18 protein-coding genes and 1 riboswitch are annotated in these 20,843 nt (G+C 35.8%); of the genes, 13 read left to right on the top strand and 5 right to left on the bottom strand.

The annotated features are described in order from the left end of the window. Nucleotides 1-5 precede the first annotated feature (5 nt). Entirely contained in the window at nt 6-1,250 is a 1,245-nt protein-coding gene (fabF, locus tag CKV71_RS09655; RefSeq protein WP_095106260.1) for a beta-ketoacyl-ACP synthase II, read from the top strand. A gap of 170 nt (nt 1,251-1,420) precedes the next feature. Continuing rightward, on the top strand, nt 1,421-2,659 hold the full coding sequence (locus tag CKV71_RS09650; RefSeq protein WP_095106258.1) for an MFS transporter: 1,239 nt from the start codon (nt 1,421-1,423) through the stop codon (nt 2,657-2,659). A 37-nt stretch (nt 2,660-2,696) separates the two neighbouring features. On the opposite strand, the gene CKV71_RS09645 is transcribed toward CKV71_RS09650, so the two are convergent. Then, nucleotides 2,697-3,071 (bottom strand): DUF3899 domain-containing protein, encoded by a 375-nt coding sequence (locus tag CKV71_RS09645; RefSeq protein ID WP_095106256.1) that lies wholly within the window; start codon nt 3,069-3,071, stop codon nt 2,697-2,699. 274 nt (nt 3,072-3,345) lie between these two features. Here CKV71_RS09645 and opp3b point away from each other — a divergent pair, with 274 nt between their 5' ends. The 7 genes from opp3b to thiC all read left to right on the top strand — a co-directional run bounded on the left by opp3b (nt 3,346) and on the right by thiC (nt 12,419). After that, nucleotides 3,346-4,272, top strand: coding sequence for an oligopeptide ABC transporter permease (gene opp3b, locus CKV71_RS09640; protein WP_095106255.1), 927 nt, complete (start codon nt 3,346-3,348; stop codon nt 4,270-4,272). Further along, complete coding sequence (gene opp3C, locus CKV71_RS09635) at nt 4,272-5,336, top strand: oligopeptide ABC transporter permease (RefSeq protein WP_095106253.1); 1,065 nt, start codon at nt 4,272-4,274, stop codon at nt 5,334-5,336. Before opp3b ends, opp3C begins: the two co-directional genes overlap by 1 nt. A gap of 14 nt (nt 5,337-5,350) precedes the next feature. After that, entirely contained in the window at nt 5,351-6,433 is a 1,083-nt protein-coding gene (locus CKV71_RS09630; protein ID WP_095106251.1) for an ABC transporter ATP-binding protein, read from the top strand. After that, complete coding sequence (locus CKV71_RS09625; RefSeq protein ID WP_231917520.1) at nt 6,423-7,466, top strand: ABC transporter ATP-binding protein; 1,044 nt, start codon at nt 6,423-6,425, stop codon at nt 7,464-7,466. The genes CKV71_RS09630 and CKV71_RS09625 overlap by 11 nt, the downstream gene beginning before the upstream one ends. Nucleotides 7,467-7,481: 15 nt before the next feature. After that, nucleotides 7,482-9,146 (top strand): peptide ABC transporter substrate-binding protein, encoded by a 1,665-nt coding sequence (locus CKV71_RS09620; protein WP_095106249.1) that lies wholly within the window; start codon nt 7,482-7,484, stop codon nt 9,144-9,146. Between the two features lie 178 nt (nt 9,147-9,324). Next, nucleotides 9,325-10,314: an MsnO8 family LLM class oxidoreductase gene (locus CKV71_RS09615; RefSeq protein WP_095106247.1), complete on the top strand. Its 990-nt coding sequence runs from the start codon at nt 9,325-9,327 to the stop codon at nt 10,312-10,314. A gap of 87 nt (nt 10,315-10,401) precedes the next feature. Then, nucleotides 10,402-10,499: riboswitch (TPP riboswitch) on the top strand. Nucleotides 10,500-10,673: 174 nt separating this feature from the next. After that, nucleotides 10,674-12,419, top strand: coding sequence for a phosphomethylpyrimidine synthase ThiC (thiC, locus tag CKV71_RS09610; protein ID WP_095106245.1), 1,746 nt, complete (start codon nt 10,674-10,676; stop codon nt 12,417-12,419). A gap of 71 nt (nt 12,420-12,490) precedes the next feature. Here the strand turns inward: thiC and CKV71_RS09605 are convergent, their stop codons facing one another. Both CKV71_RS09605 and trpS read right to left on the bottom strand, forming a co-directional pair. Beyond that, nucleotides 12,491-12,742, bottom strand: coding sequence for a hypothetical protein (locus tag CKV71_RS09605; RefSeq protein WP_157738598.1), 252 nt, complete (start codon nt 12,740-12,742; stop codon nt 12,491-12,493). Nucleotides 12,743-12,940: 198 nt separating this feature from the next. Then, nucleotides 12,941-13,936: a tryptophan--tRNA ligase gene (trpS, locus tag CKV71_RS09600; RefSeq protein WP_095106241.1), complete on the bottom strand. Its 996-nt coding sequence runs from the start codon at nt 13,934-13,936 to the stop codon at nt 12,941-12,943. Nucleotides 13,937-14,341: 405 nt separating this feature from the next. On the opposite strand from trpS, the gene spxA reads away from it, so the two are divergent. The 4 genes from spxA (at nt 14,342) to pepF (ending at nt 18,739) form a co-directional block, all read left to right on the top strand. After that, a complete protein-coding gene (gene spxA, locus CKV71_RS09595) occupies nt 14,342-14,740 on the top strand; it encodes a transcriptional regulator SpxA (protein ID WP_002481951.1) in 399 nt (132 codons plus the stop codon). A 331-nt stretch (nt 14,741-15,071) separates the two neighbouring features. Next, nucleotides 15,072-15,788, top strand: a complete 717-nt coding sequence (gene mecA / locus CKV71_RS09590; protein WP_095106239.1) for an adaptor protein MecA — start codon at nt 15,072-15,074, stop codon at nt 15,786-15,788. A gap of 100 nt (nt 15,789-15,888) precedes the next feature. Then, nucleotides 15,889-16,848, top strand: coding sequence for a competence protein CoiA (locus CKV71_RS09585; RefSeq protein ID WP_095106237.1), 960 nt, complete (start codon nt 15,889-15,891; stop codon nt 16,846-16,848). 82 nt (nt 16,849-16,930) lie between these two features. Then, nucleotides 16,931-18,739 carry an oligoendopeptidase F gene (gene pepF / locus CKV71_RS09580; RefSeq protein WP_095106235.1) on the top strand — a complete coding sequence of 603 codons (1,809 nt, stop codon included), beginning with the start codon at nt 16,931-16,933 and terminating at the stop codon, nt 18,737-18,739. 333 nt (nt 18,740-19,072) lie between these two features. Here pepF and CKV71_RS09575 read toward each other — a convergent pair whose 3' ends face one another. After that, nucleotides 19,073-19,402 (bottom strand): hypothetical protein, encoded by a 330-nt coding sequence (locus tag CKV71_RS09575; protein ID WP_095106232.1) that lies wholly within the window; start codon nt 19,400-19,402, stop codon nt 19,073-19,075. A gap of 30 nt (nt 19,403-19,432) precedes the next feature. Next, nucleotides 19,433-20,599 carry a C47 family peptidase gene (locus CKV71_RS09570; RefSeq protein WP_167376371.1) on the bottom strand — a complete coding sequence of 389 codons (1,167 nt, stop codon included), beginning with the start codon at nt 20,597-20,599 and terminating at the stop codon, nt 19,433-19,435. Between the last annotated feature and the right edge of the window lie 244 nt (nt 20,600-20,843).

The following is a 20,843-nucleotide window of genomic DNA, read 5'->3' as shown; positions in this document are numbered from 1 at the left end:
AAAGTATGAGCAAAGAGCAACGCGTTGTAATTACAGGACTAGGCGCATTATCTCCACTAGGTAATGATGCAAAAACTTCATGGGAAAATGCCTTGAAAGGTGTGAACGGTATTGATGAAATTACACGCATCGATACTTCTGATTATAATGTACACCTAGGCGGAGAACTAAAAGACTTTAATATTGAAGATTATATTGAGAAAAAAGAAGCACGCCGCATGGATCGCTTCACTCAATATGCAGTAGTTGCTGCAAGAGAAGCGGTAAAGGATGCGCAATTAGATATTAATGCTACTAATGCTGATAGAATCGGTGTATGGATTGGTTCAGGTATCGGTGGAATGGAAACATTTGAGGTTGCACATAGCCAATTACTTAACCGTGGTCCTCGCCGTGTCAGCCCATTCTTTGTACCAATGTTGATTCCGGATATGGCGACAGGCCAAGTATCAATTGATTTAGGAGCTAAAGGACCTAACGGTTCAACTGTAACTGCTTGTGCAACAGGTACCAATTCAATTGGTGAAGCATTTAAAATCATTCAACGCGGTGATGCAGATGCTATGATTACAGGCGGCAGTGAAGCACCTATTACACATATGGCAATTGCAGGTTTCAGTGCTAGCCGTGCTTTGTCTACAAATGATGACAAAGAAACAGCTTGCCGACCATTCCAAGAAGGCCGCGACGGCTTCGTTATGGGTGAAGGTGCAGGTGTATTAGTGATTGAATCATTAGAATCTGCTCAAGCACGCGACGCAGAAATTTATGCCGAAATCGTAGGCTATGGTTCAACAGGTGATGCTTACCATATTACTGCTCCAGCTCCTGAAGGCGAAGGCGGTTCTCGCGCAATGCAAGCAGCTATGGATGATGCAGGTATTCAACCTGAAGATATCCAATACTTAAATGCTCACGGTACAAGTACACCAGTGGGTGACTTAAATGAAGTATTGGCAATCAAAAATACTTTCGGTGAGGCTGCAAACAACTTGAAAGTCAGCTCAACTAAATCTATGACAGGTCATTTATTAGGGGCTACAGGTGGTTTGGAAGCTATCTTCTCAGCACTTTCAATTCGCGACAGTAAAGTTGCACCGACAATTCATGCGGTAACTCCAGATCCGGAATGCGATTTGGATTTTGTACCGAATGAAGCCCAAGATTTAGATATTACTTATGCAATGAGTAACAGTCTTGGATTTGGCGGACACAACGCTGTCCTTGTATTGAAAAAATTTGCAGACTAAACGTATTATTAAATTATTGAAAAGCATTTGAAGCGATAAATCGAATCGTTTCAAATGCTTTTTTTATTTTAGGGATAATTGTTTATAATGATGTTAACTGTTTTAAAAGTTGTTTCTGCAATGTATCAAAATAAACCTTATAAACAAATTACCAGGGGAGGGTAAAATGCATGCGCCAATTCAATCAACTTTCAAAAACCTTAAAAGCTAGAATGCTTTGCGATTTTTTGTTAACCCTTTCTAGCACTGCAATTTTACCTTTCATGGCGCTTTACCTGACTACTATGGTTAATGCAGTTTTTGCTGGTATTTTTTTAATGACGACCGTAATCGTCGGTTTTTTTGTATCGTTTATTGGAGGTTATGTCTCTGATCACTTTGAGCGCAAAAGAGTAATCAGTTTTGTTCACGGTATTTATACATTTTGTTTAGTTGTACTGATAATTACAGTGAATATGCATGACATCGGTTTAATCTTATTTTGCACTACCTTCTTCATCTTTACTATTACCAATTCTTTCGAAATGCCTATTCTAGAGGCAGCAGTTATGGATGCCATTCATCCAGCAAAGCGCGAGTTTATATATCGTTTTTTCTATTGGATGAATAACATTGCGACTGCAATCGGTATGTTAATCGGTGCAGCGTTATATGCTGAGCATCGTCATTTACTATTTGGACTTTTCCTCGTTGCGAACTTGATCAGTTGGTATGTCTTTGTATTCATCTATGATGTGCATCAGAAATTTGCGAATCACGATTCTTTAGACTCTGTGGTGAAAAAGTTTGTGCACGGGTATGTTCAAGCCTTTAAAGATAAATCTTATATCATTTTGGTTCTAGCATTTAGTTTGGTCTTCATGGCTGAAGCAAGCTTAGATACTTATGTCGTTGTTCGTCTGCAAAAGACATTTGAACCTCTTTCGTTTTTAGGAATTGAAATTGATGGCGTACGTATTTTCACTATAATTATGATTGTTAATACAGTCACTGTGGTATTCTTAACATTTTATATCAATCGTTTAGTAGAAAGTTATTCGAAGAAAGTGATATTTCTAATCGGAATTATTTGTTATACTTTCGGTTACGCCATGATAACTTCTGTTAATACATTCTTACTCATTTTAGTATTAGCATTCATTGCAACTATTGGAGAAATTATCTATTCACCGATTTATAATGCTGAAAGGTTTGCATTGACCCCTGAAGATGCGAGAGGTGTGTATAGTTCAATTAGTTCATTAGGTTTTACAACTTCAAAAATACTCGCACAATTAGGTTTGGTGATTGGAGCATTTCTAACACCATGGATGATGTCTATTTATACCGGTTTGATAGTTTTAATCGGATTTTTCTTAATGTATTTGGTGTTGTTTAAAACGTCGAAAGTACCCGAAAACTATAAATAAAAAGTTAAAAAACGGCGACGTGACGTTGCCGTTTTTTCTAAAAGGTTAATATTGCACATAAACATAAAAGGATGAAAAGTGCATTTATAATCGTTATTCTCTTTGCCCATGCTTCTACTAAATAGAAATCTTTCTTTGCTTGTTTAGGATTCACAAATTCATCATCTTTCCAAGCTTTTTGATGCTTCTTGCCAGCCATCTGATAGCGAATACGTCTGAACCCATAGCTGGTCGCATCAAAGATACCATCTTGAACTAAAATAACCACGAAGCCAGCAATAAATAAGACCATACTGACAATAAATAAAATGTCTATGTAATTCGGCCATGTATGTGCCTTGAATCCCCAAATTATTAAACTTACTAAAGGTGCAAATAACACCCAAATTAACCATTGTATATATTTATTCATTTTTTATCCCCAATCAGTAAAATTATATTCCGTTCCAACTATTAATGATAACTATAAATAATTTTTCGTAGAAATTCAAAAAGATTTATAAGTTGCCAATCCCTTGTTAATCCTAAGTTTATTATACATGTTTTACGGAACTTTTTGTTGTAAGATTTAAATTATTCAAAAAATTGTGTTGATTTAGAATGCAAACTATCGATATAATAATATTAAAATATTTCTGAATAATTAGAAGGGAATGTTTATTTTGGACTTATAAGGGGGATTGTCAATGCTTAGATATGTACTCAAACGTTTTGGATACATGTTGATTTCTTTGTTCATCATTATGACTATCACTTTCTTCTTAATGAAATTGATGCCAGGCTCACCATTTAATGATGCGAAGTTAAGTGCTGATCAAAAGGAAATTTTAAACGAAACATATGGTTTAAATGATCCAGTCATCGTGCAGTACTTACATTATCTGAAAAACGTAGTTACAGGAGATTTTGGAGTATCTTTCCAATATCATAACCAACCCGTTTGGGATTTAATACAACCTAGATTAGGACCTTCCATGGAAATGGGATTAACGGCAATGGTTATCGGTATTATTTTAGGATTGATTTTGGGGGTAGCAGCTGCAACGAAACAAAACACATGGGTGGACTATTCATCTACAGTAATTTCAGTTATCGCTGTATCAGTTCCATCATTCGTATTAGCAGTATTGTTACAATATGTATTTTCAGTAAGATTAAGATGGTTCCCAGTAGCAGGTTGGGAAGGAATTTCTACAGCTGTCTTACCATCTTTAGCACTTTCAGCGGGCGTACTTGCAACTGTTGCACGATACATACGAGCGGAAATGATTGAAGTGCTGAGTTCGGATTATATCTTATTAGCAAGAGCGAAAGGGAATTCTATGATGCGTGTACTTTTCGGACATGCACTGAGAAATGCTTTGATTCCAGTTATTACAATTATCGTTCCGATGTTAGCAGGTATTTTAACAGGGACACTGACAATCGAGAACATCTTCGGGGTACCAGGACTAGGGGATCAATTCGTAAGATCCATTCAAACGAATGACTTCTCTGTCATTATGGCCACTACACTTTTATTCAGTACGTTATTTATTGTATCGATTTTCATTGTAGATATTCTGTATGGAATTATCGATCCGCGTATTAGAGTGCAAGGAGGTAAGAAATAATGGCAGAAAATAAAGAACACTTGCATGGAGATTACTCCAATGCAGCATTAACACATACTACAGATGGAGAAAATGCACCAGATTTCTTACTTGTAGAACAAGATATTGAAAGAGAACCTGAAATCCAACGTGAAAGTAAAAACTTCTGGCAAGATGCTTGGAGTCAATTAAGAAGAAATAAATTAGCGGTCATCGGTATGATCGGCTTGATTTTAATCATTATCATGGCATTAATCGGTCCTTTGATGAGCAGCCATGATTATGCAGAACAAGACGTTAACCGACGTAATTTACCAGCTAAAATTCCAGTATTGGATAAAGTTCCTTTCTTGCCATTTGATGGACAAGGAGCAGATGGAACTAATGCCTATAAAGATGCTGGCGTAAAAGAAAACTTCTGGTTCGGTACAGACCAATTAGGACGCGATTTATGGTCTCGTACTTGGCAAGGAGCGCAAGTTTCACTCTTTATCGGTGTAGTAGCAGCAGCACTAGATATTTTTATCGGTGTAGTGTACGGAGCAATATCCGGTTTCTTTGGAGGACGAATAGATGACATAATGCAACGGATTATTGAAATTATTGCTTCTATTCCAAACTTAATCGTTGTAATCTTATTCGTCTTAATTTTCGAACCTTCTATTTGGACAATTATTCTTGCCATGGCCATCACCGGATGGATTGGAATGAGCCGTGTGGTGCGTGGAGAATTCTTGAAACTAAAAGGACAGGAATTTGTCTTAGCATCTAGAACATTAGGAGCTTCAAAATCAAAATTAATCTTTAGACATATTTTGCCGAATACATTAGGAGCGATTGTAGTAACTTCAATGTTTACAGTACCAAGTGCGATTTTCTTCGAAGCTTTCTTAAGTTTCATCGGTATCGGGGTGCCTGCACCAAAAACATCGCTTGGTTCGTTAGTAAATGATGGACGCGCCATGTTATTAATTCATCCACATGAATTATTTATTCCGGCATTAATTTTAAGCTTATTAATCTTATTCTTCTACTTGTTCAGTGATGGATTGCGTGATGCATTCGATCCGAAAATGCGTAAATAAGGGAGGCAGTTCGTATGGCAGAAAGAATATTAGAAGTAAACGACTTGCATGTCTCCTTTGATATCGACGCAGGAGAAGTGCAAGCAGTCAGAGGCGTAGATTTTTATTTAAACAAAGGGGAAACTTTAGCGATTGTAGGAGAATCTGGTTCTGGTAAATCAGTGACTACAAAAGCATTAACAAAGTTGTTCCAAGGTGATGTCGGACGTATTAAAAAGGGCAGAATCGACTTTTTAGGAGAAGACTTAGTTAACAAGCCGGAAAAAGAGCTGATTAAACTAAGAGGAAAAGATATTTCTATGATTTTCCAAGACCCGATGACTTCTTTGAATCCTACAATGCAAATTGGCAAGCAAGTTATGGAACCTTTGATGAAACACCGAGGATTTAATAAAACGCAAGCTAAGAAGAGAGCGCTGGAAATCTTAGATATGGTGGGACTTCCTAATGCTAAAGAGCGTTTTAAAGCTTATCCTCACCAATTCTCAGGAGGACAAAGACAGCGTATTGTTATCGCAACTGCTTTAGCTTGCGAACCTAAAGTACTCATTGCAGACGAGCCGACAACGGCTTTAGACGTAACAATGCAGGCTCAAATTCTAGATTTAATGAAAGAATTGCAAAAGAAAATCGATACGGCCATTATCTTTATCACACATGACTTAGGGGTCGTCGCAAATATTGCAGACAGAGTTGCAGTGATGTATGGCGGTCAAATGGTAGAAACGGGAGATGTAGATGAAATCTTCTACGACCCGCAACATCCATATACGTGGGGATTATTATCTTCTATGCCTGACTTAGAGACAGGTACTGAAACAGAACTAGTGGCTATTCCAGGTACACCACCTGACTTATTACATCCACCTAAAGGGGATGCCTTTGCAGCCAGAAGCCAATATGCTTTAGGTATCGATTTTAAAGAAGCACCGCCATGGTTCCAAGTTTCACCGACGCATTTTGTAAAATCATGGCTGTTGGATGAACGTTCTCCTAAAGTACAACCGCCAGAATTGGTGGTTAAACGTCAAAGAGCAATGCCGAATAAATTTGAGCACGCTGAACGTGTAGAAAGGGTGGCGTTCAATGAAGGATAATCAAAATAAAGATTTTAAAGAAACAAGTGGAGCATTAGAAAAGCAAGATAAAATTGACAAAGAACAAGCAGAAATAAAAGAACAACGCCAACCAGCTGAAGATAAAGAAGTATTAGTTCAAGTTAAAAATCTTAAGCAATACTTTAATGTTGGAAAACGCAACGAAGTCCGTGCCATTGAAAATATTTCGTTTGATATTTATAAAGGGGAAACATTCGGCTTAGTGGGAGAATCCGGTTGCGGTAAATCTACAACAGGAAAAGCACTGATTAAATTAAACGATGCAACAAGCGGAGAAGTGTATTACGAAGGGGTTAATATTCAAGATATTAAAAATCGTAAAGACATGCTGAAATTCAATAAGAAAATTCAAATGATTTTCCAAGATCCATATGCTTCGCTTAATCCGAGATTGAAAGTTATGGATATTATCGCTGAAGGTATTGATATTCATAAATTAGCGAAGAATACCAAAGATCGTAAGAAGCGAGTGTATGATTTATTAGAGACAGTTGGATTGAATAAAGAACATGCTAACCGTTATCCTCATGAATTCTCAGGTGGGCAAAGACAACGTATCGGTATTGCTCGAGCGTTGGCAGTTGAACCAGAATTTATCATTGCGGACGAACCGATTTCAGCATTGGATGTCTCTATCCAAGCGCAAGTAGTCAACTTATTGTTGAAACTGCAACGAGAAAAAAATATTACATTCCTGTTCATTGCACATGACTTATCGATGGTGAAATATATTTCCGACCGTATTGCTGTAATGCATTTCGGTAAAATTGTAGAAATTGGTTCAGCGGATGAAATTTATAATCATCCTTTACATCCTTATACACAATCTTTGTTATCAGCAGTACCACAGCCTGATCCAGAAAGTGAGCGTACAAGAACACGTATTACTTATAAAGAAAATGCAGAAGAAAATCCGAATCGCTCTCTGCAAGAAATCAAACCAGATCATTATGTTTTTGTGACGGATCAAGAAGCGGAAGAATTGAAACAAAGATTAGAACAAACGGTGTAAAGGGGGAGAAGCATTATGAAGAAAAAATTTATTTCGTTTGCCTTAATGCTTGGGATTGCAGCGTTAGTTTTAAGCGGGTGCAGCCAAGGCGGCGGTATTTATGATGGGAAAGGACAAGTTTATCGTTCGGTATTAGCGCAAGATATGAGTACTTTAGATAGTGTACTTGCTACAGATACAGTTTCGTTCAATGTATACAATCAAGTCTTTGAAGGACTTTACTCTTTAGATAAAAAGGACCAAGCTATTCCAGCCATTGCTAAAGGAATGCCGAAGAGAAGTGACGGCGGAAAAACTTTGACAATTAAAATGAGAAAAAATGCCAAATGGTCAAATGGAGATCCAGTTACAGCAAATGACTTCATTTATGCTTGGCGTAAAGCTGTAGATCCTAAAACGGCTTCTGAGTATGCATACATTATGTATGATGTAAAAAATGCACAAAAAATTAACGAAGGCAAAATGCCTGTTAATAAATTAGGTGCTAAAGCACTGGATAAATATACTATCCAAATCAAGTTGAATAAACCGTTACCATATTTCGATCAAATGCTAGCATTCGGTACATATATGCCGCAAAACGAAAAAGTTGCCAAAAAATATGGTAAACAATACGGAACTTCAGCAGATAAAGCCGTATATAATGGTCCATTCGAACTTACAGATTGGAAAGTTGAAGACAAAATTTTAATGAAAAAGAATCCGAAATATTGGGACAAGAAAGCTGTTAAATTAGACAAAGTCAGCTATAAAATCTTGAAAGACCAACAAGCAGGTGCTTCTTTATATGATACAGGTTCAGTAGACAATACAGGAATCACATCTGAACAAGTAGATAAGTATAAAGATAGCCCAGCCTTATTCAAACGATTAAAAGCTTCTACTTTCTTCTTAAAAATGAATGAAAAAGAGCAACCTGAATTTAAGAATAAAGATATGCGATATGCCATCGCCCAATCAATTGATAAAAAAGCATATGTAGATAGTGTGCTCGGAGATGGTTCTACACCATTTGATGGTTTCACAGCTAAAAAGACTGATATTCTTCCAGATGGCAAAGATTATGCTGACTTAGTAAAATCACCGTTGAAATTTAATAAAACGGAAGCAAAAGCACATTTGGATAAAGCGAAGAAGGCATTAGGCAAGAATAAATTTACTTTCACTTTGAACACAGAAGATACGCCAGGTTCTAAAATATCAGCACAATTTATCAAATCACAAATTGAAAAGAATCTGCCAGGGGTAACAGTCAATATTAAACAATTGCCATTTAAACAACGTGTAACTGCAGAATTAACTATGAATTACTCAATGTCATTATCAGGTTGGGGACCAGATTATCCAGACCCTATGACGTTTTTAGATATAATGACTACGGGTAATGCTCAAAATAATACTGACTGGGGCAGTAAAAAATACGATAATATGCTGAAAGAAGCGAACGGTTCATTATTGAAAAAACCGAAAGAACGTATTAATAAATTAAAAGATGCTGAAGAATATATGTTGAGTGAAGCACCAGTAGCACCGATTTATCAACAAGGGGCAGCAAGTTTGCGTAACCCTCAGTTGAAAGGTATTGTATATCATCAAATCGGCGGCGAAACAACATTGAAACATGCGTATATTGATAAGAGTATCGATAGAGAAACAGGAAAGAAAAAGAAAGATAAATAAAGTGGTCTTTAATGGGAGAAGTTCACTTCAACTTAAATAATTGCTGCTAATTTAGCAGACAAAAGCTGGGACATTAATTTGTTCCAGTTTCTTTTTATGTCTAGAGCGAGCAAATTGACTTCATATACAATTGTTCATAGTATGGCATTAAAAGAGATTATGGATGGAGGGAATGTCCATGTTGCCGATTAGTATACTGGATCAAACACCTATTATTAAAGGACAAACAGTCAAAGAAGCGCTTAATCATACGCTAGAACTTGCACAACTCGCTGATGAGTTAGGTTATACAAGATACTTTGTATCAGAACATCATAATCTTAAAGATGTAGTGGGAACTTCACCTGAAATTTTAACGATGTATCTGCTGGATCATACAAAACGGCTGCGTATAGGTTCTGGCGGAGTAATGTTGCAACACTATCATCCACTGAAAGTTATTGAACAATTTCATATAATAGATGAACTTTCTGACCATCGTGTAGATTTAGGTGTAGGAAAGGCACCAGGAGGATTTCCAAAAGTTGTAGATGTTTTACAAGAAGAATTGCAAAAGCCGCTTCCATCCTTTATTGAAAAGTTTTCGCTTTTAAATCATCTGAATCAACAAGATTTTGACGAGGCGTCAGCTTATCATGGTATACGGACTGCACATAGAGAGGAAAATAATCAACCCGTCCCAATCTATTTATTAGGTACTAGTAAAAAGTCAGCGCTACAAGCAGCCGAAGTGAAAACAGGTATAATTTACGCATACTTCATTAATTCTGACCAATCAGCGCTTGAAGAAGCTGCCGAAGCTTATCATTCACTTTACCCTGAAGGTCGTTTTATTGTCAGCATACCAGCTGTCGTTACTGCAGATGGTTCGCAAAAGTTGCCATTTCGTTTTTCACAACGTCATTACGAACTTCTTTTTGATAGTGGAGAAAGAATCGTGTTAAATACGAAACAACAAGTAGAAGAATTTAAAGCTGAATCTACTGCAAGCTTTGAAGTAGTCGAGAAGAGAATGCGTATTATCAGTGGGACTAAAGAAGAGGTGACAGCTACACTCGATAATATTAATCGTAGTGGATTAATAGATGAATGGATGCTGCATATGCCTGTGCAAAGTCATCAATTAAGAATGAATACTGTAAAACAATTAGCACCTGCCACTTCCTAAGATAGATTCAGATTATGATTACTTCATAATTAAAATTGACTTGTATAATAAAATATTGAATGTTATCATAAATTTGTAAATTAAATAATTCATTGCTAGGGGTGCCTATTTGGCTGAAAGATAATTATCAACCCTTTGAACCTGATCTAGTTAGCACTAGCGTAGGGAAGCGTTTATAATTGATGAGATAAGTGTGGATTTAATAATGGAGACATTATATATTAGTGTGTTTGTTATGAAATCCTAAATATAAATTCTTTACTGCGCATTCATAAATTAAATGAATGCGTTTTTTATTTTATCATGCATTTTTTTGGCGGATATGCCTCCTAGCTTTGATTTTGAGGAGGCAATTTTTAATGAAACAAGAAGAAATTGAATTGAAAAAAGGATTCCCGGCAAGTCGCAGAATTTTTAAACAAGGTGCAGAAGCGGATATTCGTGTTCCCTTCAGAGAAATTGAATTAAGTGATACGGTAACTGAATACAGTACAGAAGAAAATCAACCATTTGTCGTTTATGACACTGCAGGCCCGTACCATGAAGAAGGTTATGAAGTAGATGTTCAGAAAGGGATCCCAGATTTGCGTTCTGATTGGATTGAAGCACGCAACGATGTTGAAAGTTACGAAGGATGTAAGGTGCAGTCTATAGATAATGGCTTCAAAAAGGAAGGGCATCGTAAATTTGTAGAAACACCTTTCCTATATCAGCCTAAGCGCGCTCAAGCAGGTAAAAGAATTACTCAAATGCATTATGCTAAGCAAGGCATCATTACTAAGGAAATGAAATTTATTGCAGTGCGTGAAGGTGTAGAACCAGAATTTGTCCGCGATGAAATTGCGAGAGGACGTGCAATTATTCCTAATAATGTCAATCATCCAGAGTCAGAACCGATGATTATTGGTAAGAACTTCCAAGTGAAAATTAATGCTAATATTGGGAATTCAGCTGTTTCTTCATCGATTGAAGCAGAAATTGAAAAGTTAGTTTGGGCGACACATTGGGGCGCTGACACTATCATGGATTTATCTACTGGGAAAAATATTCATGCGACACGCGAATATTTATTAAGAAACTCTCCAGTTCCAGTAGGTACAGTTCCAATTTACCAAGCTTTAGAAAAAGTGAATGGAGTAGCGGAAGATTTAACTTGGGAAATTTATAGAGATACATTAATAGAACAAGCAGAGCAAGGCGTGGATTACTTCACAATTCATGCAGGTGTGTTATTACGCTATGTGCCATTAACAGTTGACCGTTTGACAGGTATTGTATCACGCGGGGGCTCTATTATGGCGCAATGGTGTTTAGCACATCATGAAGAAAGCTTTTTATATGAGCATTTCGGTGATATTTGTGAAATTTTAAATCGCTATGATATTGCAGTATCTCTAGGTGACGGTTTACGTCCAGGTTCCATTTATGATGCGAATGATGAAAGCCAAATTGCTGAATTGAAGACGTTAGGAGAATTGACAGATATTGCTTGGGAGCATGATGTACAAGTAATGATTGAAGGTCCGGGCCATATTCCAATGCATAAGATTAAAGAAAACCAAGATTTAGCTGATTTCTATTGTAAAGAAGCACCATTCTATACTTTAGGACCACTTACAACAGATATCGCGCCAGCATATGATCATATTACTTCGGCAATAGGAGCTGCTCAAATTGCTAGTCATGGAACTGCAATGCTTTGCTATGTTACGCCTAAGGAACATTTGGGTTTACCAAACAAAGATGATGTACGTGAAGGGGTAATCACTTATAAAATCGCTGCCCATGCAGCAGATTTAGCGAAAGGTCTGCCTGGTGCAACAGAACGTGATGATGCTATCAGTAAAGCGCGCTTTGAATTCCGTTGGATAGATCAATTCAACTTATCTCTAGACCCTGAACGTGCACGTGAATATCATGATGAAACATTGCCGAAAGAATCAGCGAAGGTTGCGCATTTCTGCAGTATGTGCGGACCTAAATTCTGTTCAATGCGTATTTCGCATGATTTACGCCAAAACCATTTTGATGAAAAAGAAAGACAAGAAGCGATGAAAGAAAAAGCCCAAGACTTTGTGGAGCAAGGCAGTAAAATTTATCAATAAAATTAAGCAAAGGAGGGAGCGGGACAGAAATAACCTTGGTTAAAATTATTTCTGTTCCGCTCCTATTGCTATTAATGATGAATTACTGCAAGCAGCATTGTCTCAACGTAGATAATGAGACTTGTAATAATCCAGAAAGCATCAGAGCTTTGTATGGAAGATAAAGTTTCGGAAGCGGTTTTGTTAGTTTTCTTATTGTTAAAGTGAAAATGGCCGCCATGATATAATTTTTTAATCAAGATACCTGCAAATATGACGAAAGCTAAAATAAAGAGTGCATAGTTCAAAGCTGCATAATAATTTACAAATAAATTGAAAAGCAAGTATAGAAATAAGGCAACATACAAAAGGATTCTAAAAGGATGTAATTGCAAAGTAAGTCACTCCGTTTCGATGTATTTATATTATTATACGACACTTTCTTTAACGGATAAATATAAAGTTGTACAAATCTGATAGGTAATTCAAACAAAAAAATTGCACCCACTTTGATGTAGGTGCAATTCCTTTTAAAATCAATATTATTTTTTACGTTTACGACCTAATCCCATTGCACGTTCCATTTTTTCTAAAGTACGCGCAGAAGCTTTAATCGCTTTATCACGACCAAGGTCTAAGATATCATCTAATTTTTCAGAATGGTAATAGCTTTCGTAACGTTCTTGGAAATCAGTCAAGAATTGATTAACTACTTCTGCCAAGTCTCCTTTAAACTTACCATACCCTTCGCCTTCATAACGTGCTTCTATATCTGCAATAGATTCGTCAGTTAAACTAGAGTAGATACTTAATAAATTGCTGATACCTGGTTTGTTATCTTTATCATATTTAATAATGCCGTCTGAATCTGTTACAGCACTTTTAATTTTCTTAGCTGCTGTATTAGGATTATCTAATAAAGAGATATAGTTTTTAGTATTATCATCACTCTTGCTCATCTTTTTAGTTGGATCCTGTAAACTCATTACACGTCCGCCGATTTTCGGCATGCGTACTTCTGGTTTGATTAAAATGTCATTGTAACGACTATTGAAGCGATCCACTAAATTACGTGTCAATTCTAAATGCTGTTTCTGATCTTCGCCGACAGGAACAATATTTGTATTATAAAGTACAATGTCTGCAGCCATTAATGGCGGATAAGTCAATAAGCCAGCTGGAATACCTTCTGTTTGCTTTTGAGACTTATCTTTGAATTGTGTCATTCTTTCTAATTCGCCAACAGACGAGATAGTTGTCAGCATCCATCCTGCTTGAACGTGAGCAGGGACTTCAGATTGTATGAAGAGTGTTGATTTTTCTGGATCAATACCTGACGCTAAATAAATTGCTGCTAATTGACGGATACGTTCGCGCAATTTAAGTCTGTCTTGTGGAACTGTAATTGCGTGTTGGTCTACGATGCAGAAGAAACAATTATAATCATCTTGGACTTCACTGAACTGTTTCAGTGCGCCGATGTAATTTCCTAAAGTTGGAATACCACTTGGTTGGATTCCTGAAAATAGAGTTTCCATTTTTGATGCCCGCTTTCTATGTAGAATAAGATATTTATTTCATTATAGCAGTATTTTCTTTGTTTGTAAGGTGTGTTAAACTAGATACATAGGCAGTTTTTGACATATTGCAAAGTTTAAATTTTGAAAATTCTAAAGCAAATCAGAGTTAAAAAATCAAATAGTCGATGTGTTTGAAATTTTCTATAAATAATTTCCGGATTCTCATTTAATTTTAATGTTGAATGGGTATAATTCAGATATAACGTTAAGAGAAAGAGAAATTTATAACGTGAAGACAAAGAAAATGATAAGTATACTTAACTTAACATATTTGAGTACTGCGTTTGAATTTATAAAGTTTTTCCTTAACCAATTCATTTAAAATCAATGAATTTAATTCATGATAATAGGAGAGTGAGATGTATGGTAACACTATTCACATCACCAAGCTGCACATCTTGCCGTAAAGCGAAAGCATGGTTACAAGAACATGACATTCCGTATACGGAGCGTAACATTTTTTCAGAACACTTAACAATTGATGAAATTAAACAAATCTTAAAAATGACAGAAGACGGAACAGATGAGATTATCTCAACTCGTTCTAAAACATATCAAAAATTAAACGTCGATATCGACTCTTTACCATTGCAAGAATTATATACAATCATTCAAGATAACCCAGGTCTATTACGTCGACCAATTATCTTAGATGAAAAACGTTTGCAAGTAGGTTATAACGAAGACGAAATCCGTCGTTTCTTACCAAGAAAAGTGCGTACGTTCCAATTACAAGAAGCACAACGAATGGTGGACTTATAAGTTTAAGTTCTAACTGAATTATCCTGTAAAGAGCTGCAGTACAGTTGTGCTGTGGCTTTTTATGCTTGCGGAAATAGAAAATTGATAGACACTATTGTTGGATCTATCAGACAAGTCGTTTCTATAGAGTATTTTAGGGTAATATGTTAGTATAATAAGTCAACGGTACGTCACTCTTCATACCATAAACAAATAGATTGTAATTTGCATACCGTTTTAATACAATATGGGTACTATTCTAGGTTGTCGAAAAAGTAGACCATACCTAGACTCTAGAAAGTTGTTCTAAAGTCTAGTTTTGCTATTCATCGACTGTAAGGAGTGAGATGATATGAGAATAGAGCGCGTAGATGATACAACAGTTAAACTTTTCATAACGTATGGTGACATTGAATCAAGAGGTTTCAAAAGAGAAGACTTATGGACAAACCGTCAACGCGGTGAAGAATTCTTCTGGTCTATGATGGAAGAAATCAATGAGGAAGAAGATTTTGTAGTCGAAGGCCCTCTATGGATTCAAGTTCATGCTTTTGAAAAAGGCGTGGAAGTTGTCATTTCTAAATCGAAAAATGAAGAAATGATGAATATGGCTGATGACAATATGAATAATGAATTCGATCGACAATTAAATGAATTACTTGAACAAACATTTGAAGATGAAAATGAAGAAAGTGCACAAGGTAGTCAACAACAAAGAAAAGCACATGCTTCAGATCATTCTAAACGTGCACGTCATACAAATGGACGTTTAGTGATTGTAAAATTTGATGATTTAGAGTCAGTTATCGATTATGCTCACCACAGCAATCAACCAACTGATGACTTTGAAGATTTATTATATATGTTAAATAACGAATATTATTACGCAATTCACTTCGATGATAACGTAGGTGAAGAAGTAATTAATGATTTCTACAGTCAATTACTTGAGTTTACTCAACCAAGCGATAAATCAGAAGTATACTTGAATGATTACGGCAAAATTATTATGAGTCATAATGTAACAGCTCAAGTTCGTCGTTTCTTTACTGATACAACAGAAGCTTAATTGAATATAGATAGATGAACCTGTTCCAAGTGGAGCAGGTTTTTTATTTTTTGAAAAGAAAAAGACTGGCATTGAACGTTTAATATAATGAGGTGGTTCAATGCTTATCGGAATGTCAGACAGTGGTCAACTTACAATGGCCAATCACGCAGATGGTAATACTGCTTATTATTGCCCACACTGCAAATCGAAACTTATTTTGAAAAAAGGAAATACTAAAGTGCCGCATTTTGCACATTATCATCTATCTCCAACTTATTGCAGTAAATCAGAAACGCTCTTACATTATCAAGTGAAATATTATTTAGCTTATCTCTTAAAAAATCATGGTTATGATGTGCAAATTGAGCCTTATATTAAAGGTGCTTATCAATATCCTGATTTATTGGTAAATCAACAATTTGCGTTAGAAATTCAATTTTCCAATATATCTGTTACAGAAATTCAAAAAAGAAGTTTAGGATTACAACTTCGAGGTATTCAGGTAATCTGGATTGCTGATTTAAATCAAATAATGACATCACAGATGCGTTTTAATCAAATGATCAGCAGTTTCATTCATCCTTACGATAGAAATTTATATGCTTTTGACACAGGCAGCCAAACTTTAAAAGTAATCGAAAATATTCAACATATAGGCGGGAGCAGGTTCAAAGGAATGCTACGAAGAGCGGATGTAGAGACTATATTTCAACAGCGTAAATCTGAAATAACACATGAGGTTAAAAGGCTGACGAGCACTCAGATACATCGTTATGTGAAAAGTTGTCGTAAAGCACGTTCAGTATTAGAACCGACGCTAAGTAGTTTATATCAGATGAGAAAGAATACAGAGTGGCTGGCGCATCATTGTAATTATCTTTTCCCTCAGCAACTATACATTTGTAATCATCCTATTGCCTGGCAAGTGCAACTATATCAACAACTAATGCGTGGCGATTTTGACATACACAACTTTCAGAAGCTCTTGAAATTCCGGACTTTTTATATAGAAGGTCCGACACCAGAAATGATTACGCAACAAATTGTCAGTCAATTCAAACAAATAGAGCGCTTATAGTTATAATAACGTGCAAAATGGCGTGATTAATGAGAAAATTAAGCTATTACAATTTATAAATGTTCGAGGAGGCTTTTTATTTATGAGTCAACAATTGACAAGAGAACAACAAGAACAGAAACATCCTGAGTATACTTGGGATTTAACAACAATTTTCGAAAGTGATGAAGCGTTCGAGAAAGCTTTCAAAGAAGTAGAGGGTTACTTAGGCGCTGAAGAAAAATTTAAAGGTCATTTAGCTGATAGTGCAGAAACATTATATGAAGCATTGTCTTTAGAAGATAAAATTGAAACTGAATTAGAAAAAGTCTATGTTTATGCACATCTTAAACAAGACCAAGACACAGGCAATGATAAATATACGGGGTACGAAGCACGTGCACATCAGTTAGCAATTAAATTAAGTTCAAGCTGGAGTTTCCTTGTGCCAGAAATTTTGCAAATTGATGAAGATACAATTCAAGTATTTATTAATGAAAATAAAGATTTAGAACGTTATGCTTTTGATTTAAAATTAATCAATGAACAACGTCCGCATATTTTAAGTGCAGATAAAGAGAAATTATTAACTGAAGCTCAAGATGCATTATCTACACCAAGCAATGTTTACGGCATGTTCAGCAATGCTGATTTAGAATTTGAAGATGCAGTTGACAAAGATGGAAATAAACATCCGCTCACTCAAGGTACATTTATCAAATATCTAGAATCAGATGATCGCGAACTACGTCGTTCAGCATTCCGCAATTTATATAAAGCTTATGGCGCTTATAATAATACGTTAGCAGCTACGTTAACAGGTGAAGTGAAAAAACACGTATTCAATGCACGTACTCATAATTATAAAACAGCACGTGAACAAGCATTGAGTAACAACCATATTCCAGAAGAAGTATATGATAACTTAGTTAAAACAGTTCATAAATATCTTCCTTTATTGCATCGCTATACTGCTTTACGTAAAGAAGTATTAGGATTAGACGACATGAAAATGTATGATTTATACACACCACTGGTTAAAGATATCCAATTCGAAATGCCTTATGATGAAGCGGTAGAATGGATGCTTAAAGCATTAGAACCGATGGGCGAAGAATATCTAGAAGTGGTTAAAGAAGGATTGAACAATCGCTGGGTCGATGTATATGAAAATAAAGGTAAACGTTCAGGTGGTTACTCTTCTGGCGCGCATTTAACTAATCCATTCATCTTATTGAACTGGTCAGATACTGTTTCGGATTTATTTACACTCATTCATGAATTCGGACACTCTGCGCACAGTTATTTCAGCAGAAAAAATCAACCATCTAATCACAGCGACTATTCAATTTTCGTGGCAGAAGTAGCTTCAACTACAAACGAAGCTTTACTAAGTGATTATATGGAAAAAAACTTGGACGATGAACGTCGTCTGCTGTTGTTGAACCAAGAATTAGAACGTTTCCGTGCAACACTCTTCCGTCAAACAATGTTTGCAGAATTCGAGCATAGAATTCACCAAATCGAAGAAGCGGGAGAACCTTTAACTGCTAATCGTATGAACGAAGAATATGCGAAATTAAATCGTGAGTACTTCGGTGATATCGTAGAAACTGATGAAGATATCAGCAAAGAATGGTCACGTATTCCGCACTTCTACATGAATTACTATGTATATCAATATGCAACGGGTTATAGTGCTGCGCAAAGTTTAAGTTATCAAATCTTGAATGAAGGTAAACCTGCAGTCGAACGCTTTATTAATGAATTCTTGAAAAAAGGCAGCTCAAATTATCCAATCGAAATTCTTAAAAACGCTGGAGTAGATATGAAATCTCCAGAACCTATTGAGCAAGCGTGCCAAACTTTCGAAAGAAAATTAGACGAGTTTGAAAAATTAATCAAAGCGTAAACATTGTGAAATCGTTTACAATATGACAAGTTTGTGACAAAAACGTTTTCATGATTCAACCGTCTTGAAAAGGGGATTTTAGCGTGGTATATTATGACCATGAAATTAATCACATAACAAACATACCCCTTTGTTTGAAGTGAAAAATTTCTCCCATCCCCTTTGTTTAGCGCCGTGTATTCAGACACGGCGTTTTTTTATTGCTTAAAATTTTAAAGTATCATTGAGATAGAATAAGCCGACAGTGAATGGTCATAAACACACCATTCAACTGCCGGCTTTTTGTATAGGGATAGAGAGAACTTTCTATTGATTACCGAAAAAGGAAGGGGGTTATCCTTTTTCTAGAATAAATGGCTGAGAACTGCCTATTGCTTTTAAATTCATAACTTGATAACTAAGATGGTGCAGATCATTCAACTTCAAATGAATGACGAAATCTGCATCGAAGTCTTGTGTCAAAGTCATCTCATTATCTGTAGTGCTAATCGTTTTAATTTCATAGATATCTTCTAATTCGCTAGATGTAGAGTAAAGTATGTGTACATTTACAGCAAGAGAATCATCTTGATTGATCCATTCACCTTTAAATTGGTTCAATAATTCTGCTTCTGCATCTGATAGAGCGGTGAGATATTTTACATTAAGATTAATCTGTTCCATATTTACAAGTCATCCTTTTTTATAACGAGTTTAGTAACCAGGGATTGCTGAGAACCATTTGAAGTGAGAACCATCTGATACAGGGATAATATCGCTGTCAGCAGGTTGTAAGGATACATCGCGGTCCCATGGATTCCAAAATACAATTACTTTTTGTCCATTTGCAAGTACAGCATTACCTACCACTGCCATTGCATGACGGCCATGCAAGCCATTAGGTGATGCTTCAAGTCTTTGACTTAGTATTGCTATACCCTGATTTTTAGATGTGTATTGGTCTACCATTTCGAAACTTGGCATACCATTGTATAATCTAGGATTTTTACCTTGTGAACGACCATATTGAATCATTTCATCTGGCGTTAAACCAGTGAATTGGAATCGTTGGCCAGATAATCCTGGGTGAATTGTGCGCATAATATCTTGCGCTCTATATTGGTTAGTATTTTTAGTGGCATTTAATAAGGCAGCCATGGTAAATCCTGCACACCAACCATTATTACCTTGTGTTTCGCGAATTTGGAAATGAGGCAATGTATTGACATATTTGGTAGCAACACTCTTTTGAGCAGCTACAGCTTTTGAAGCATCGACAGTTTGGTTCGTTTGTACTTTAGGAGGGGCAGGTGTAGCAACAGGTGTTTGATCATCTGCTAACTTAGTTTGTTTAATCATGGACACTTTATTATCATGTTCGACAAAATAACCGTCTTTATTTGTGAATATAGTGACAGGTATATTATTTTGACGATATTGATTGAGTGCATCCGCGATAAACTTAGAAATGTGTACGCTGTAATTTGCACTATTTTTATTTACATTTAAATCATTTTCGTTTTTAGGTGTCACGGTCAAGACATATTTGATTGTGTCACCTTGCATAATTGGATAATAGTAGTTGCCGTCTTCTTGCCCATTTAATTTATAAATTTTGAATGGATTACCTAGTTTATATTCGCCATTTGAACCTGTTTTATCAATCTGGGACAATGCTTGCGCGTAACTAGAGAATTGAGCTTTGGCTTGCTGTTCTGCTTTAGCAGGAACTTCAGTATTGCTGACTTTTACTTTTAAAGAGGCAGGACCCTTGTCTTGTGCATAAGTAGAGGGTGAAAAAGCAAAGACACCACTTAATGCCATGATGAAAGAAAATAAAATTATTGCTGCGTTCTTAAAACTCAATTTGATGCTGTTCAAAATAATTCCTCCAATCATTTTTAAATATTAATAATGCAAAATATCTCAACTCGAATATATCATAAAATTCTTTATTAAAATATATAATTTAGTAAGAATAGGATTAATGTATGAAAGTGTTATTTAAGATAAGATAAAATGATAATTTAAAAATAAAAATATAATTATATACAATTAGATAGTACGTGAGTTGGGAGGGGTATTGAAGAGAGAAAATAGAAATAATTGAAGTCAAATAAAAGGA

It is taken from the genome of Staphylococcus piscifermentans (assembly GCF_900186985.1).
GTDB lineage: Bacteria > Bacillota > Bacilli > Staphylococcales > Staphylococcaceae > Staphylococcus > Staphylococcus piscifermentans.
This window is presented reverse-complemented; position numbering and strand designations above follow the sequence as displayed.